The organism is Pimelobacter simplex, from assembly GCF_024662235.1.
GTDB lineage: Bacteria > Actinomycetota > Actinomycetes > Propionibacteriales > Nocardioidaceae > Nocardioides.
In genome coordinates, this window is record NZ_CP096276.1 from 4,002,572 (window position 1) to 4,017,860 (window position 15,289).

Here is a 15,289-nt window from a genome sequence, read left to right on the forward strand (position 1 = left end):
GGTGTTTTCGGGCGCCCGAGCTCCGTCCCCGGCGCGGGCGCCGGGAACAGCAGGTGGGGGTGGGTCAGCGGCCGGTCAGCGCGCGTTCGCGACGATCGCCTCGCCGAGGGCCTTGATGCCGCGCTCGAGCTCGTGGTCGGGCGCGTGGCTGTAGGCGAGGCGCAGGTAGCCCTGGCCGGCCTCCTGGCCGAGGAACTTCTCGCCGGGACGGCAGAAGACACCGGCCATCGCGGCCTCGTGCTGGGCCTTCTCCCAGTCGACGTCCTCGGCGATCTTGAGCCAGAGGTAGTAGCCGCCGTCGGGCACGTCGAAGCTGACCAGCCCGCCGCAGTGCTCGCGCACCGCCTTGACGGCGAGGTCGCGCTTGCGGCGGTAGACCGCGTTGGCCCGCTCGATGTGCGGGTCGAGCAGGCCCTCCTCGAGGTACTGCTCGAGCATCCGGCAGATCCACTGGCTGACGCCGAGGTCCTGGCGGACCGACGCGAGCGCGTGGATGAGCGGCTCCGGTGCGGTGATCCAGCCGATCCGCAGCGCGGGGGCGAGCACCTTGGAGAAGCCATGGCTCTGGATCACCCGGCCGTTGGTGTCCATGCTCAGCAGCGACGGGACCGGGTCGCCGCCGTAGCGCAGGTCGGCGTAGATCGAGTCCTCGAGGATGACGAAGTCGTACTCCTCGGCGACCTCGAGCAGGCGGCGCCGGCGGTCCTCGGGCATGACCACGCAGGTCGGCAGCTGGAAGGTCGGGATGACGTAGAGCAGCTTGGGCGTCACGCCGTCGCGGCGCATCTCCTCGAGCCGCTCGACCAGCGACTCGATGACCAGGCCGTGCTCGTCGATCTCGACGGTGCGCAGGTCGGCGCCGCGCATCTGCATGAAGCGCATGGCGTAGGGGAACGTCGCCTTCTCGACCAGGACGCCGTCACCGGGGTTGACCAGCGCGTTGACCGCGAGCGCGATCGCCTGCACCGAACCGGAGGTCAGGATCAGGTTGTCGGCGCCGAGGTCCGGCACGTCCTGGGTCCGGGAGATCCAGGCGGCGACCTTCTCGCGCAGCCCGGTGTGGCCCAGCATCAGCTCGATGTACGACGGCAGGTAGACGATCTGGTCGGTCTCCTCCTCGTAGCCGAAGGAGATGTACTCCAGCGCCCGGCCGCCGTCGCGGTCGAGGACCTCGCCCATCAGCCGGCGGAAGTCGTCGAGCGGGAAGGTCTCCTCGGCCGCGATGCCCTGGTCGAAGTTGAAGGTGACCTGGGCCGGCGGGTCGGGGAAGAACAGCGCCGGGCCACCGGCGGCGAGGTCGGAGAGCTTGTCGGTCGGGTCGAAGGTCACGGGGAGGCTCCTGGGTAGTCGGGTTCGGTCAGCGGGTGCGCGTCAGGCGCTGTGGAAGGCGTTCCAGCCACCGGCGACGTCGAGCGCCGTACCGGTGATGTAGCGGGCCTCGTCGGAGGCGAGGAAGAGGACGGCCTCGGTGGCGTCGCCGACCTCGAGCCACGGCACGGCCATCGGGTTGAGCGTGGCGAAGGTGTCGCGGACGTCGTCGGTCGTGGGCGCGGCCAGGTCGGGACGGAAGAGGCCGTAGGTGAGGTCGTTGTGGCACATGTCGGTGGACACGGACATGGGCGAGATCGCGTTGACCGTCACGCCGTAGGGCGCCAGCTCGATCGCGACGGACTTCACGAGTCCGATCACACCCCACTTCGAGGCCGCGTAGTTGGCATTGTTGGGACCGCCCTCGCGACCGACCGCCGAGGCGGTCGCCACGATCCGGCCCGCACGCTGCTCGGCCATCACCGGCGCGACGGCGCGGATGCTGGCCGCCACACCGCCCAGGTTGACGTCGACGACGTCGCGCCACACGTCGTCGGCCATCTCCCGGACCGGGCCGAAGGCGGCGATGCCGGCGTTGGCGAGCAACACGTCGACCCGCCCGAACCGGTCGACCGTGGCGGCGACGACGTCGCGCATCTGCTCGGGGCTGCGGGTGTCGGCCTTGAGGGTCAGGCAGGACGCGCCGAGCGACTCGACGATCCGTGCGGTCTCGTCGAGCTCCTCGGGTGTAGCCATCCGCGACGCGCAGGGGATCTGCGCGGCGATGTCGACGAGCACCAGGTTGGCGCCGCGCTGGGCGAGCGCGATCGCGTGGGAGCGGCCCTGCCCCTTGGCGGCGCCGGTGACCAGGGCGGTCCGGCCGTCGAAGTTCCTCATCGTTGTCTCCTCGATGTCGTGGTCGGCGGTCGGCGGCTCAGGCCGTGTTGGTGGCGGCCAGGCCGGCCGAGACGTCGACGACGGCCCCGGTGCGGTCGAGGCCGGGCTCGGCGACGAGCTGCTCGACGGCGCGGACGACCGCGTCGACGTCGACGTACGTCGTGCTGCTGGGGTGGCGCACGCGCAGCGCGTGCTCGGCCGCGGCGCGGTCGGGACCGGTCACGGCCTGCGAGCCGTCACGCCCCGCCTGGAGCACCGCCCAGTACGACGGGTCGTCGCTCATCGCGGTGTCCATGACGCCGGGGCACACGACCCCGACCGCGATGCCGTGCCCGGCGACCTCGTGGGCCAGCGACTTGGCCAGCCCGATCTGACCCCACGCGGCGGCCGCGTAGTGGCTCAGCCCGAAGGCGCCGCGGCGTCCCTCCTCGGCGGCGACCACGACGATCCGGCCACGGCCGGACTCCTCCAGGTGGACGAGGGACTCGCGCAGCACGTGGTAGGTCCCGTGCAGGTTGGTGTCGACGACGGCGTCCCACGCGGCGTCGCTCATCGTGGCCGCGGTGGCCGCGGTGCGCACCCCCGCCGCGCACACGACGACGTCGAGCCCGCCGCCGAGCGCGGCGACGGTCGCGGGCACGGCGGCGCGGACCTGCGCGACGTCGCGGACGTCGACCGCCGCGACGTGACCGGTGGGGCCGACCGCGGCCCGGGCCGCGTCGAGCTCGGCGCTCCCGGCGAGCGGGTAGCCGAGCTCCATCGGAGCGGGCGCGTCCCACACCGCGACCCGGGCGCCGGCCGCGACGAAGGACGCGGCGATCGCGGCCCCGAGCCCGCGGGCACCACCGGTGACGAGCACCCGACGGCCCTCGAAACGCGTTGAATTTCCGTTCATGTGGGTAGTCCTATCGCGCCGCCGGAAGGTGTGTCAAGGGACACAGGAGGTCGATCCAGACACAGAGAATCCCGCCTGCCCAGGCGGGAAACGGCAATTCGGCACTCGATGCCACAGGTGGTGACGCGAAATTCAGATGCTCTGAATTGGTGTTCATTTCTGGCGTCCCGCCGATGCACTGGCTAGCCTTCGGGCAGTCCGATCGACCAACCACGTCCCCGAAAGGCGGCCCGGTGACCCTCCCTCCGACCCGGCAGGCGCTGGTCGACGCTGCCGTCGACGTCTTCACCGAAAAGGGCCTGCACGGCGCCCGGGTGATCGACGTGACCAAGCGCGCCGGCGTCGCGGCGGGGAGCTTCTACACCTACTTCGACACCAAGGAGGGGCTCTTCCTCGAGGTCGTCGAGCAGGCCCGCCACGAGCTGGCCGCCCAGGTCCCGCGGGCCCGGTTCTCCGATGCCGAGAGCGCCCGGGCCTGGCTGCACGAGGTGGTCCGGCTCCAGGTCGGCCGCCTCGCCGAGGGCGCCGCGACCTGGCGGATGATCAACGCCGCCGCGCTCGGCAACGTCCAGGTCGCCACCGCGCTGCGCGACCAGCCCGACCCGTTGACGCGCACCCTCACCGACGAGCTCGGCTTCTGGGCCGAGCAGGGGTGGATCGACCCGGGCGTCGCGAGCGCCGTCGTGGTCGACGCCCTCATCGCGCTGACCGAGCAGGCCGTACAGCAGTGGTCCCACGAGGGCGACGGGTTCGACGTCGAGGCCGCGACGGCCGCCGTCGCCGACGCCTGGACGGCGCTGTTGCGGATGCCGCCACGAGGAGCGGGCCGATGAGCGAGCGGGCCGCGGCCACGACCCAGGGCAGCCGGACGCGCGGTGCGCTGCTGCGCGCCGGACGGCGGGTGCTGGAGCGCAAGGGTCTGCACAAGACCCGCATCTCTGACATCACCAAGGAGGCCGACGTCTCCGTCGGCACGTTCTACCTGCACTTCGAGAACAAGGACGACCTGTTCCGCCAGCTGCTCATCACCGTCGAAGACGAGGTCTACGGCGAGCTGGTGCCCGCCGAGCCCGGCGCGGTCGACCCCGCGCAGCGGATCCGCGAGACCAACCGCCTCTACCTCACGGCGTTCAAGCGCAATGCCGCCTTCTGGACCTGCGTCGAGGCGGCCGCGCTGGAGCAGCCCGACGTGCCCGGCGTCCTGGCCGAGCGCAACCGCTACTACCGCAGCCGCACCGAGCGCGCGATCGCCCGCTGGCAGGCGGCCGGCCAGGTCGCGCCCGAGGTCGACCCGGCCACGGCCGCGTTCCTGCTCGGCGCGATGACCGAGCGCCTGGCCTATCTCTGGTACGTCTTCGGCCACCGCGAGGACGTCGACCAGGCGACCGAGGACCTGACCCGGCTCTGGCTCAACTACCTCGGGCTCGCCTGACGCGCGCTCGGCGGAGGCCCGGACGTGAACCAGGGCGGCGACCTGGTGAGGTCACCGCCCTGGTTCTCCGTCTCCTGGTGGAGCTGAGCGTGGATCAGCCCACCAGGCGGCTCTCCCGGTCGTAGTTGCGGCCGAGGAAGGACGGCTGCCGCGCCCAGCGGAACGCGAAGACCATCACCAGCAGCGTGGCGACGTACGGCAGCATCAGGACGAACTGGTGCGGGATGCCGATCCCCGCGACCTGGGCCCGCAGCGCGAGCACCTCCATGCCGGCGAAGAACGCCGCCCCGGCGATCACCAGGTGCGGACGCCAGCCGCCGAGGAAGGCCAGCGCGATGACCAGCCAGCCACGACCGGCCACCATGCCCTCGGTGTAGAGGCCCGTGTAGACCATCGGCAGGTAGGCACCGGCCATGCCGACGAGGCCGGAGCCCACGACGGTCGACCAGGTCCGCGCCCAGGTGACGTTGATGCCGAGGCTGTCGGCCGCCTTGGGGTTCTCGCCGATCGAGCGGAACGCCAGCCCGCTGCGGGTCTTGTACATGAACCACCAGATGCCCACGGAGATCGCGAACGCGAGGTAGACGACCAGGTCGTGGTCGAACAGCACCTCTCCCAGGAACGGGATGTCCGAGAGCAGCGGGATCGGCTTGTCCTCCAGCGTCGGGATGAGCGGCGGCTCCATGGTCACCCCGATCACCTCGCGGTAGAGCAGACCGGCGGCGCCGAGCGCGGCGAAGTACAGCGCCAGGCCGACGACGAACTGGTCCAGCCGCAGCTGGGTGGTCATGTACGCCAGCACGAGACCGAAGACACCGGCGATCGCGAAGGCGGCGGCCATGCCGACGGTGTTGCTGCCGACCTTGAAGCTGACCAGGAAGCCGACTGCCGCGCCGAGGACCATGAGGCCCTCCTGCGAGACGTTGAAGACGCCGGCCCGGCCGCTGAGGACGGTGCCCTGCGCGGCGAGCAGGAACGGCACCATCGCCGGGATCATCAGGGTCAGGAGCTCGGTGATCTCTCCCATGTCAGTTCCTCCTGAGCTTGGCGCGGGCGATGTCGGACAGGAGCAGGAACAGCAGGATCAGCGCCTCGATGATGAGCACCATCTCGACCGGGACCTGCGCGGTGCGCTGCATCGACCCGGCGCCGACCTCGAGGACGGCGATGCCGAAGGCGATGAACGGGATCGCGATCATGCTGCCGCGGGCCATCAGGCCCACGATGATGCCGAGGATCAGGAAGTTGGACTGCATCCCCTCGAGCATCTTGCCGTGCACGCCGGCCACCTCGATCGCACCGGCCAGGCCGGCCACCGCACCGCCGACGACCAGACCCGCCCCGGCGAGCCGGGAGGTCCGGATGCCGTGCACCTGCGCGGCCCGCAGGTTGGCGCCGACCGCGCGCATCTCGAAGCCCGTCGAGGTACGACGCATGAAGATCGCGATGACGACCACCAGCACGAGCGTGATGATCACGCCCGAGTGCAGCGGCGGCGCCTGGCCGATGCCCGGCAGCAGCGCGCCCTCCCCCACCCGCACCGTCGCGGGGTGACCGGCACCCCGGTCGGGCCACACGTGGCTGGCGACGTAGTCGATGAGCTGGAAGGAGATGAAGTTCAGCACCACCGTGCTGAGGATCTCGTTGACGTTGAACTTCACCATGAGGAACGCCGCGATGCCCGACCACACCGCGCCCGCGAGGGCACCGGCGAGCAGGACGCACGGCAGCAGCACGATCATCGGCAGGTCCGACCAGAGGATGCCGACGGCGACACCTCCGGTCGCACCGACGAGCAGCTGCCCCTCGGCACCGATGTTGAACTTGCCGGTCGCCAGCGGGATCGCGAAGGCATACGCGCACAGCAGCACCGGGACCCACTTGTGGAGGGTCTCGACCGTGCCGAACCGGGTGTTGAAGCTCGTCGTGAGCACCGACTCGAACGCGGCGACCGGGTCCTGCCCGAGGGCGAGGATGATCAGGCCGCCGACGGCGAATGCCGCCACCACGGACAGGACGTAGGGCACCACCAGCCACAGCGCGTCGGCGACGCGGCGCGAGCCGCGGGCCTCGGGGGCCGCCGGCGGTGCCGACGGCGGAGCGGTCATCGTCGTCTCAGACACGAGCTTCTCCCAGTCCGGTCATGCTGCGGCCGACCTCGTACGCATCCACCGAGCCGTGCGGCCACGCACCGGCCTGCGACCCCTGGTAGAGCGCGATCACCCGGTCGGACAGGGCGATCACCTCGTCCAGGTCCTCGGAGATGAGCAGGACCGCGCAGCCGGCCGCCGTGGCCGTGCGGACCTGCTGGTAGACGAACCGCGTCGAGCCGATGTCGAGACCGCGGGTCGGGTTGTGCAGGATCAGCATCCGCGGCTGCCGGGCGAACGCCCGGGCCAGGATCACCCGCTGGATGTTGCCGCCCGACAGGTCGCCCACCAGCGTGCCGGGACCGTTGGCGCGCACCGAGAACTCGGCGATCGCCTCGACGGCCCGCTGCTTGGCGGCACCCCAGTCGATCAGCCCCATCCGGCGCACCTTCGGGCTGCGCTGCGAGCCGAGCACCAGGTTCTCGGTGATGCTCGCCGTCGGCAGGATGCCGTCGCGGTGCCGGTCCTCGGGGACGTAGGCCACGCCGTGCTCGAGCCAGGCCGAGGTGGCGAGCCCGCCCATGGCGCGACCCCCGACCTCCACCGTTCCCGCGCGCAGCGGCCGGACACCGGCGAGCGCCTCGGCCAGCTCGACCTGGCCGTTGCCGGCGACGCCGGCGATGCCGACGATCTCGCCCTCGCGCAGCTCCAGGTCGAAGCCCTGGATCAGCTCGTGGCCCTGGTCGTTGACCACGACGAGGTCGCGCACGGCGACGGCGGTCGTCGTACCGACGGACGAGAGGGACTCCTCGACCTTCTCGGCGTCGACCGCCCCGAGGGCCGCGGCATCGACCGCGGCTCCCGGGTCCGTGGTGCTGCCGACCATCTTCTCGGCGAGGTGCTCGGCATCGGTGTCCGCGCGCTCGATCGTCTCGACCCGGCGCCCGTCGCGCATCACCGTCATCCGGTCGCAGACGCTGAGCGTCTCGCGGATCTTGTGGGTGATGAGCACGACGCTCATCCCGTCGTCCACCATCGCCCGCATCGAGCCGAAGAGGTCGTCGACCTCCTGCGGGGTGAGGTTGGTGGTGGGCTCGTCGAGGATGAGGACCTTGGCCCCGCGGTAGAGCGCCTTGAGGATCTCCACCCGCTGGCGCACGCCGACGGGCAGCTCCTCGACGACCGCGTCGGGGTCGACGGTGAGACCGAACCGCTCGCTCAGCTCGCGGATCCGCTCCCGCGCCTCGCTGAGGTCGAGCCGGAGCGCTCCCGGTATGTCGGTCCCGAGCACGATGTTCTCGGTGACGGTGTAGTTGTCGACCTGGAGGAACGTCTGGTGGACCATGCCGACCCCGGCCGCGATGGCGTCCCGGGGCGAGCCGATGCTGGCCGGCTGACCGTCGAGGAGGACCTCGCCGGCGTTGGGCCGGTAGAGCCCGTAGAGGACGTTCATCAGCGTCGTCTTGCCGGCGCCGTTGCCACCGAGCAGACCGTGCACCTCGTTCCGCCCGACCACGAGGTCGACGGAGTCCAGCGCGGTGACCGGTCCGAAGGTCTTGACGATCCCCCGCATCTCCAGACGCGGGTTCTCCATGGTCACTTCACCTCGGCCTGGTCGAGCTCGACCTTGATGGACCCGTCGGTGATCCCGGCGACCGCCTTCTCGACCTCCGCCTTGACCTCGGCCGGGACGTTGTCGCCCACGTCGACGCTGGCGCCCTTGCCGAAGCCGATGACGTAGTGGCCCTGGGTGGTGCCCTTGTCGAGGTCCGCGAGGATCTCGGTCAGCGGCAGCTTGAAGTCGTAGAGCACGGTGGCCGCGTAGTGGTCGGGGCCGTTCTGCGACTTGTCGGTGTACTTCACCGTCACCCAGGCCGCGCCCGGAGCGGTGTCGTTGACGGCCTTGAAGGCGCCCACCACGCCGAGGTTGAGCGAGGTGATGATGACGTCGGCGCCGCCGGAGATCAGCTGGCTGGTGAGCTGCTGGGCCTTGACGGTGTCGTTGAAGTCGCCGCTCCACACGGGGTTCAGCTCGACGTCCTTGCCGCTGTCCTTGATCGCCTGCTCGACGGCGTGGACCTCGGAGTACGAGAACGGCAGGCTCAGGCCGCCCAGGTAGCCGACCTCGCCCTTCTTGGTGAGGTTCGTGGCCAGCACGCCGATCGGGTAGAAGACCGTGTGGAAGTTGCGGTCGATGACCCACACGTTTTCCGGCTGGCCCTCGGGCTCGCCGTCGAACTCCCCGATGAAGCGCACGTCGGGGTTCTGCTCGGCGATCTTGGCCGTGGCCTCGTAGAACTGCGAGCCGTGGGTCCAGATCACGTTGAAGCCGTCGGCGACGTACTCCTGGAGGACCCGCTCGATGTCGGGAACGGCGACGCTCTCGGAGTAGGACACCTCGGCGCCGTCCTTCTCGGCCGCCTTGAGCGCCTCCAGGCCGAGCGCGTTGTAGTCGGCGTCGGTCGTCGGTCCGGAGAAGATCGCCGCGATGCGGGTCTTCCCGTCGTCGGCGCCGCCCCCGCCGCCACCACAGCCGGCCGCCACCAGCATCACCGCCACCAGACCGGTGAGCACACGAATCAGTCCACGCATGATTGCCCCTTCGAGGTGCGTCCCTCGCCCGACAACCGGTGTGCAGGATCCGCCCGCAGCGGGTGTGTCGGGCGTCACTTTCGGAGGAGTTTGGTGCCGCGTGCTATACGCCAGCACCGGCGAGCGTTGCCCAAGGGCCCGGTGGCACTTGGTAAAGAAGTGACCGGGTAGTCGGCGCCACGCGTGCTCTAGGTTCCTTGAGGTTGGGGACGTGCTTCCGCCAGCACCGCCGCCCGGTCCTCCGGTACGACGAAGCCCGCGGCGATCGCCGCGTCCGTGGCGCGCTCGTACGCCGCGAGGTAGTCCGCACGGCTCGCCCAGAGCCGCTCGCGCGCGCCGTCCGGCAGCGGCAGGGTCCGCCCGAACAGCTCGCAGATCACCGACGCCCCCGGCCCGGCCTGCCCGGACGGGACGTCGGCCGGCGCGTCCACCACCGGCGTCCGCACCCCGCCGCGGACGATGCCGAGCTCGTCGCGCACGAACGCACCGCCGGCGATCTCCAGCGGCGGCGCGGACGGGGCCGGCGCTCCCCCGCGCGCCCAGCGGTCGAGGTGGCGGAGCGCGGCCCGGACGACATAGGCCTGCTGGCCGCGGTTGACCGGGTCGGCGCAGCCGAGGAAGGCCTCGAACTCGCCGATCTGGAAGAGGTCCACGTGGGCCGCCCCGGCGACCTCCCAGACCCGCAGCCGCTCGCTGTCCGGCTGGCGCGCGGGGAGGTAGTTCAGCCGGCCGAGCAGGTCGCCCTCGGTCTGCAGCACGATCACCGGCACGTCGAGGTCGGCGCGCAGCGGCTCCGGCGCCCGGCTCTCCCGGGCCGCCACGAGGTCGATCCCGCGGCCGGCCTCGCCGAGCGGCGCGGCGACGTCGCCGCGGCTGTGGATCAGGAAGCCGTCGAAGAAGCGCTCCGTGTCGTGCACCCGGTTGACGTACGTCGTCAGCAGGTACGCCGACTGCGACTCGCCGATCGCCAGCACCCGCTCGGCACCGGTCTGCGCGGCGAGCGTCCGGGCGACCTCGGTGAAGATCCCGTGCGCGAAGGCGTCGCCGGGGTGGTGCAGGCCGCCGTACCGCTCGGGGTCGACGCCGGTGAGCCCCTGGAGCGCGACGCCCTCGACGGCGACCGTGGCCGCGCCGCTCGCGATGCCGTTGTACTGGGCCGAGACGCCCGCCCAGGCATGGCCCTGGCGGACGAGCTCGTCGGCCAGGTAGGTCCAGTCGGGCGCCGCGTCGGCGCCGCTGCTCACGTTGAGCCACTCGACGACCAGCGTGCCGCTCGCAGGCACCGACGCCGGCCGCCGGACGACGACCCGGGTGCTGAACGCGGCCGACCCGAGGGCGGGATCGGCCGCGCGTGCGGTGCCGGAGGCGGCGTACTCCACCTCGGTCCAGCCCGCGGCCGCGAGGTCGGGCCCGGGCCGGGCGGAGGTCAGCGCGATGCCGTTGCCGCCCGTGAGCGGCTGGAGGGTGACGGACATGCGCGGAACCTACCGCCCGGGGCTCAGGTCGTGCGGAGCTCGATCTCCCGCAGCGCCGGCGTCGCGTCGTCGCTGAGCCGGACCTCGCACTCCAGGCTCGGGTCGAAGGCCCGCACCAGGTGCGGGAACGCGTCCCAGAACACCCGCGCCCGCTCACCCACCTCGTAGTGCCCGAACATGTCGTCGATCGGCGTGCCCGCGACCCGCACCACCAGCGACGACCCCGTCTCGACCAGCTCGTGGCGCCACACCGTGAGCGGCGCCAGGTCGAGGTTGGCCAGGAACGCGTGCGCGGACCGCCCGGTGATCGCCTCGGCCAGCAGCGTGCCGCGGTGGGTCGCCCAGCGCCGCATCCCCTCGACCAGGACGCTCTCGGGCACGTCGTGCTCCTCGAGCGCCCGCGCGAAGGTGAGGAACCGCCCGGCGATGAGCCGCGAGGTCCGGGTCTGGGCGAGCCGGGCGCCGTCCTCGGGACCGGTGTCGGCGTCCGGGTACATCTGCGCGAGCTCGCGCCCCAGCGGCGTCACCTCCTGCTCGACGGTGCGCGCCGTCGGCGGCAGCACCCAGCGGAAGGCGCAGTGGCTGTCGCCCTTCATCAGGTTGAGCGGGATCACCACGACCCCGTCGGGGTGGTAGCTGCCGGCGATCGACTGGTGCACCTCGTCGCAGTAGACGTGGCCCCACCGGTGGAAGCCGGCCTCCTTCCACGCCAACGACGCCGGGCAGTAGTGCACGTCGAACTGCACGTCCCCGGGCGTGTAGGTGCCGTCGGCCTCCATCTCGTCCTTGACGACATAGGTGCTCGCGCTGTCCCAGCGCTGCATCAGCGTCTGCATGTCGACGGTCCCGCCCAGCGCGACGTGCGCCTGGCGCATCTCCTGGCCCCGCCAGCCGCCGTACCCGCGCAGGTGCGCGCGGACGGCAGCCTCAGCCTGCGGCGCCCCGGACTCCAGGGTCGCCTCGGCGATGTGCATGTAGATCCGCGCGCCCGCCTGGAGGATGGAGGTCAGCAGCGCCTTGGAGTCGAGCTCGGGCCGGGTCCGCTCGTCGGTCGTCACGGCGTACCTCTCAGACCTGCGGGATGCCGTGGCGCTCGACCATCTTCTGGAACTCGATGAGCGGCACGTCCTCGGGGCGGACGTAGAGGATCATCTGCGCCTTGAGCGGCGGCAGCAGCCACGGCCGCTGGCTCTCGACGATGGCCTTGTCCTCCTGCTTGACCCCGAGGTTGAACTCCTCGATCTCGGCGTCGAAGCGCGGGTCCTTGTCGTACGTGCGCGAGAGCTGGGTGAACGTCAGCGTCCGGTTGTAGGAGATCGGCAGGTAGACGTTCCACGTCACCGACGTCCCGTGCTCGGAGACGAGGACGTTCTTCATCGAGTTCGGCGTGGCCGTGTTGATGAACTCGACGTCGGCCACCTCGACCTCGGTCGCGACCGCCCCGTCACCCTCCTCGGCCATGACCCCCGCCAGCGGCCCGGCCGGCAGCACCGTCCGGTACTGCGAGGTCAGCTCGGCACCCTCGACCTTGACCGGGATGTCCCCCACCCGCTGCGGCATCGTCGGCTGCTCGGCCACCCCGAGCGTCCCCGGGTGCACCCACGCGAAGTGCGTGTCGTCGAGCGCGGCCATCACCAGGCGCGGCGCACTGGCCGCCCACTCCTCGTGCACCACGAGCTCGTTCTTGTAGTAGTCCTCGTCGTCGAACTCCGGGTACGGCGGCAGGTCGGCCGCCGGCTCCTCGGCCAGGCACACCCACACCAGGCCGTAGCGCTCCTGGGTCAGGTAGCGGCGTACCCGGGCCTGGGCGGGGATCTTCTCCGACGCCCGCAGCGGGATGTCCACGCACTGACCCGACTTGTCGTACGACCACCCGTGGTAGCGGCAGCGCAGCGCCTGACCACCCTGGACGACGTCCCCGAGCGACAGCGCGGCACCGAGGTGGCGGCAGACATCGGGGAACGCGGCGACCTCGTCGTCGAGACGCACGATCGTGATGCTCTGGTCGAGGATCTCGACCTTCACCGGCTGGTCGAGGAGATCCTCGGACCGGGACACGGGGTGCCAGAACTTCTCCATGGCCACCCGGTAGCGCTCGATCGCCTCAGGGTCGGGACGCGACATGTATTACCTCCAAGATCCAGTATTGGATCCACGATGCAATAGCCAATATCCTATGTCAAGCCCTGGCCGCCCCGAGCAACGCGCAGGGCAGCTCGCCCGCCCGGCCGGCCAGGCCAGGCTCCAGCAGCGCCGGAGGCCGCGAGGGCGGCGACGGAAGCCGCCGAGGCGGCGAAGCCGACGAGGCGGCGGACGCGGCAGGGGCGGCGAAGGTGGCGGCCGCACAGCGGCGGCGCGGGCGGAGCCCGTGCCGTTGTCGCGCCCCCAGCCGGCCGTCAGGGCCCCGCAGTCAAGGCCGGGCGAAGCCCGCCGGCAGCGGCCGGAGCGAAGCGGAGGGCCTTGACGGCGGGGGACGGTCGGCTAAGCGCGGCCGCCACCGCAACCACGCTCACCCACCAAGCACCCCACCCGGAGTACCCTGACCGCCACCGAGAGGAGCCACGCGTGCCCGGAGCAGGGTCCTTCCACAAACCCATGACCACGGTCGAGGCGGTGCTCATCGAGCTGCGCCGGGCGCTCCTCGAGGGCGACTACCCCGCCGGAGCGCGGCTCAACGTCGACGCCATCTCCAAGCAGCTGGGCACCAGCCGGGCGCCGGTGCGCGATGCCCTGCGCATCCTCGAGGGCGAGCAGCAGGTCGTCTACGAGGCGCACCGCGGCTATCTCGTGCCGGAGATGGGCGTGGACGCCCTCTTCGATCTCTACCGCTCACGCGAGCTGCTCGAGGCCGAGGCCGTCGCGCTGGCCGTACCGACGCTGTCGGCCGCGGCGGTCGCGACCCTGCGCGAGCAGGCGGCGGCGATCACCTCGGCGCTGCTGGCCGGTGACCGGGTGGCGGCGACGTACGCCAACCGCGACTTCCACTTCGGGCTGTTCCGGGCGCCGCGCCACGAGCAGCTGGTCGTGGCGATCACCGGGATGTGGAACGCCGATGCCTACCGGTCGCTCTACCTGCGCGACCTCGACACCGCACTGAGCATCGCCGCCGACCACGCGGGCATCGCCGATGCGGCGGCCGCGGGCGACGCGGGCGCGGTGATCAAGCTCCAGAACGAGCACCGCGACCACGAGCTCGCGGTGCTCCTCGCCCACCTGAGCGATCCCGCGGAGGAGGCGACGGCCGGGACGCCCTGGCACTCGGCGTTGAGCTACCGGCCGCGCAAGCGCTGACCGGCGGCGGCATCGCGCAGGTCCGGGTACGTCGCGAGCTTGACCCGCGGGCGCTCGGACCGCTCGCCGGCCTCGCGCTCGGCGGCGTCGATCGCGCGCCAGCCCTCCAGCGACACCGGTACGACGTCGCGCTCGCGCAGCAGGTCGTCGATCCCGTCGGTGCGCAGCCCGGCCGCGATCGCGCCGCTCGCCACGTCGGCGAGCAGGACGGCGACGGTCTGCGCCGCGTCGCGGCGGTTGGTGCCGATCACGCCGGAGGGGCCGCGCTTGGCCCAGCCCGCGACGTACACGCCGGGGGCGACCCGGCCGTCCTCGTGGACGACGACACCCCGCTCGTCGAGCGGCAGGCCCTCGGGGGCGCGCACCTCGAAGCCGATCGCCGGGACGACGACGTCGCACGGGATCGTCGCCACGCCCTCGCCGTTCGGCACGACCTGGAGGCCGGTGACGGCGCCCTGGCCGGCGATCCCGACCGTCACGGCGTGGAAGCGGAACACCAGCCGGCGCGCGCCCGGGCGGGCGGGGCGCTCGGCGTAGGTGCGCAGCAGCGCGACCGCCGGCTCGTCGCCGACCAGGTCGTCGCCCTCGACGGCGATCTCGACGTCGTCGAGGCCGCCGAGCTCCTGCAGCTCGGCCAGCGTGAACGACGCGTCGGCGGCGCCTCGCCGGCCGACCACGACAACCTCGGCGACCGGGCTCTCCGCGAGCGCGGCGACGGCGGTGACCGAGGCATCGGTGGCGTGCAGGCGCCGGGGGTCCTGGATGAGCATCCGCGCGCAGTCGAGCGCGACATTGCCGTTGCCGACCACGGCCGCCCGGCGGGCTCCCGCGGGCAGCGGCGAGCCGGCCGCGTCGGGGTGCGCATTGTACCAGCACACCAGATCGATCGCCGGTACGACGCCCGCCAGCGCCTCGCCCGGCACCCCGAGGTGCCGGGGAGCCTCGGCGCCGAGGCAGTAGACGAGCGCGTCGTAGCGCTCCAGGAGCTCGTCGTGGGCGATATCGGCCCCGACCCGCACCCCGCCGACGAACCGGAAGCCGGGCCGGTCGGCGATCCGCTCGAAGACCCGGGTCACGGACTTGATCTGCGGGTGGTCCGGAGCCACGCCCGAGCGGACCAGGCCCCACGGCGTGGGCAGCCGGTCGATGACGTCGACCGTGGCCACCAGCTCGGCGGCGTCCGCCTTGAGCAGCGCCTCGGCGGCGTAGGCCCCGGCCGGTCCGGCCCCGATGACCGCGACATTCAACGTGCGCATGACCCGCTCCTCTGAATCCGTTATTGGATCCAATGTACAGGATGCGATATTGC

General features: G+C 71.9%; 14 protein-coding genes. 3 read left to right on the top strand and 11 right to left on the bottom strand.

Going from position 1 to position 15,289, the window contains the following annotated elements; genetic code table 11:
• Positions 1-75: 75 nt before the first annotated feature.
• From M0M48_RS19775 to M0M48_RS19785, 3 genes are read right to left on the bottom strand one after another with little or no spacing between them, the layout of a single operon-like run.
• The gene (locus M0M48_RS19775; protein ID WP_257752441.1) at positions 76-1,329 is read right to left on the bottom strand and encodes an aminotransferase-like domain-containing protein; all 1,254 of its coding nucleotides are present in this window, start codon (positions 1,327-1,329) and stop codon (positions 76-78) included.
• Positions 1,330-1,371: 42 nt separating this feature from the next.
• On the bottom strand, positions 1,372-2,205 hold the full coding sequence (locus tag M0M48_RS19780) for a mycofactocin-coupled SDR family oxidoreductase (protein WP_257752443.1): 834 nt from the start codon (positions 2,203-2,205) through the stop codon (positions 1,372-1,374).
• Between the two features lie 37 nt (positions 2,206-2,242).
• Positions 2,243-3,100, bottom strand: coding sequence for an SDR family NAD(P)-dependent oxidoreductase (locus M0M48_RS19785; protein ID WP_257752445.1), 858 nt, complete (start codon positions 3,098-3,100; stop codon positions 2,243-2,245).
• A 233-nt stretch (positions 3,101-3,333) separates the two neighbouring features.
• Between M0M48_RS19785 and M0M48_RS19790 the strand changes: the two genes are divergently transcribed.
• Together M0M48_RS19790 and M0M48_RS19795 are read left to right on the top strand one after the other, a co-directional pair.
• A complete protein-coding gene (locus M0M48_RS19790; protein ID WP_215817117.1) occupies positions 3,334-3,933 on the top strand; it encodes a TetR/AcrR family transcriptional regulator in 600 nt (199 codons plus the stop codon).
• Positions 3,930-4,532 carry a TetR/AcrR family transcriptional regulator gene (locus M0M48_RS19795; RefSeq protein ID WP_215817116.1) on the top strand — a complete coding sequence of 201 codons (603 nt, stop codon included), beginning with the start codon at positions 3,930-3,932 and terminating at the stop codon, positions 4,530-4,532. Before M0M48_RS19790 ends, M0M48_RS19795 begins: the two co-directional genes overlap by 4 nt.
• A gap of 94 nt (positions 4,533-4,626) precedes the next feature.
• On the opposite strand, the gene M0M48_RS19800 is transcribed toward M0M48_RS19795, so the two are convergent.
• The 7 genes from M0M48_RS19800 to M0M48_RS19830 form a co-directional block, all read right to left on the bottom strand.
• Positions 4,627-5,559 (bottom strand): ABC transporter permease, encoded by a 933-nt coding sequence (locus M0M48_RS19800; RefSeq protein WP_215817115.1) that lies wholly within the window; start codon positions 5,557-5,559, stop codon positions 4,627-4,629.
• 1 nt (position 5,560) lies between these two features.
• The gene (locus M0M48_RS19805; RefSeq protein ID WP_215817114.1) at positions 5,561-6,655 is read right to left on the bottom strand and encodes an ABC transporter permease; all 1,095 of its coding nucleotides are present in this window, start codon (positions 6,653-6,655) and stop codon (positions 5,561-5,563) included.
• Entirely contained in the window at positions 6,648-8,216 is a 1,569-nt protein-coding gene (locus tag M0M48_RS19810) for an ABC transporter ATP-binding protein (RefSeq protein WP_257752446.1), read from the bottom strand. The genes M0M48_RS19805 and M0M48_RS19810 overlap by 8 nt, the downstream gene beginning before the upstream one ends.
• Positions 8,217-8,218: 2 nt before the next feature.
• Entirely contained in the window at positions 8,219-9,214 is a 996-nt protein-coding gene (locus tag M0M48_RS19815) for a BMP family protein (protein ID WP_257752447.1), read from the bottom strand.
• A gap of 188 nt (positions 9,215-9,402) precedes the next feature.
• Positions 9,403-10,689: an alpha/beta hydrolase domain-containing protein gene (locus tag M0M48_RS19820; protein ID WP_257752448.1), complete on the bottom strand. Its 1,287-nt coding sequence runs from the start codon at positions 10,687-10,689 to the stop codon at positions 9,403-9,405.
• A 23-nt stretch (positions 10,690-10,712) separates the two neighbouring features.
• Positions 10,713-11,747, bottom strand: a complete 1,035-nt coding sequence (locus M0M48_RS19825) for an L-2-amino-thiazoline-4-carboxylic acid hydrolase (protein WP_257752450.1) — start codon at positions 11,745-11,747, stop codon at positions 10,713-10,715.
• A gap of 10 nt (positions 11,748-11,757) precedes the next feature.
• The gene (locus M0M48_RS19830; protein ID WP_257752451.1) at positions 11,758-12,813 is read right to left on the bottom strand and encodes an aromatic ring-hydroxylating oxygenase subunit alpha; all 1,056 of its coding nucleotides are present in this window, start codon (positions 12,811-12,813) and stop codon (positions 11,758-11,760) included.
• Positions 12,814-13,284: 471 nt separating this feature from the next.
• Here M0M48_RS19830 and M0M48_RS19835 point away from each other — a divergent pair, with 471 nt between their 5' ends.
• The gene (locus M0M48_RS19835) at positions 13,285-13,980 is read left to right on the top strand and encodes a GntR family transcriptional regulator (protein WP_257752452.1); all 696 of its coding nucleotides are present in this window, start codon (positions 13,285-13,287) and stop codon (positions 13,978-13,980) included.
• Here M0M48_RS19835 and M0M48_RS19840 read toward each other — a convergent pair.
• A complete protein-coding gene (locus M0M48_RS19840; protein ID WP_257752453.1) occupies positions 13,959-15,236 on the bottom strand; it encodes an FAD-dependent oxidoreductase in 1,278 nt (425 codons plus the stop codon). The two genes, M0M48_RS19835 and M0M48_RS19840, sit on opposite strands and share 22 nt — an antisense overlap.
• Positions 15,237-15,289: the final 53 nt, after the last annotated feature.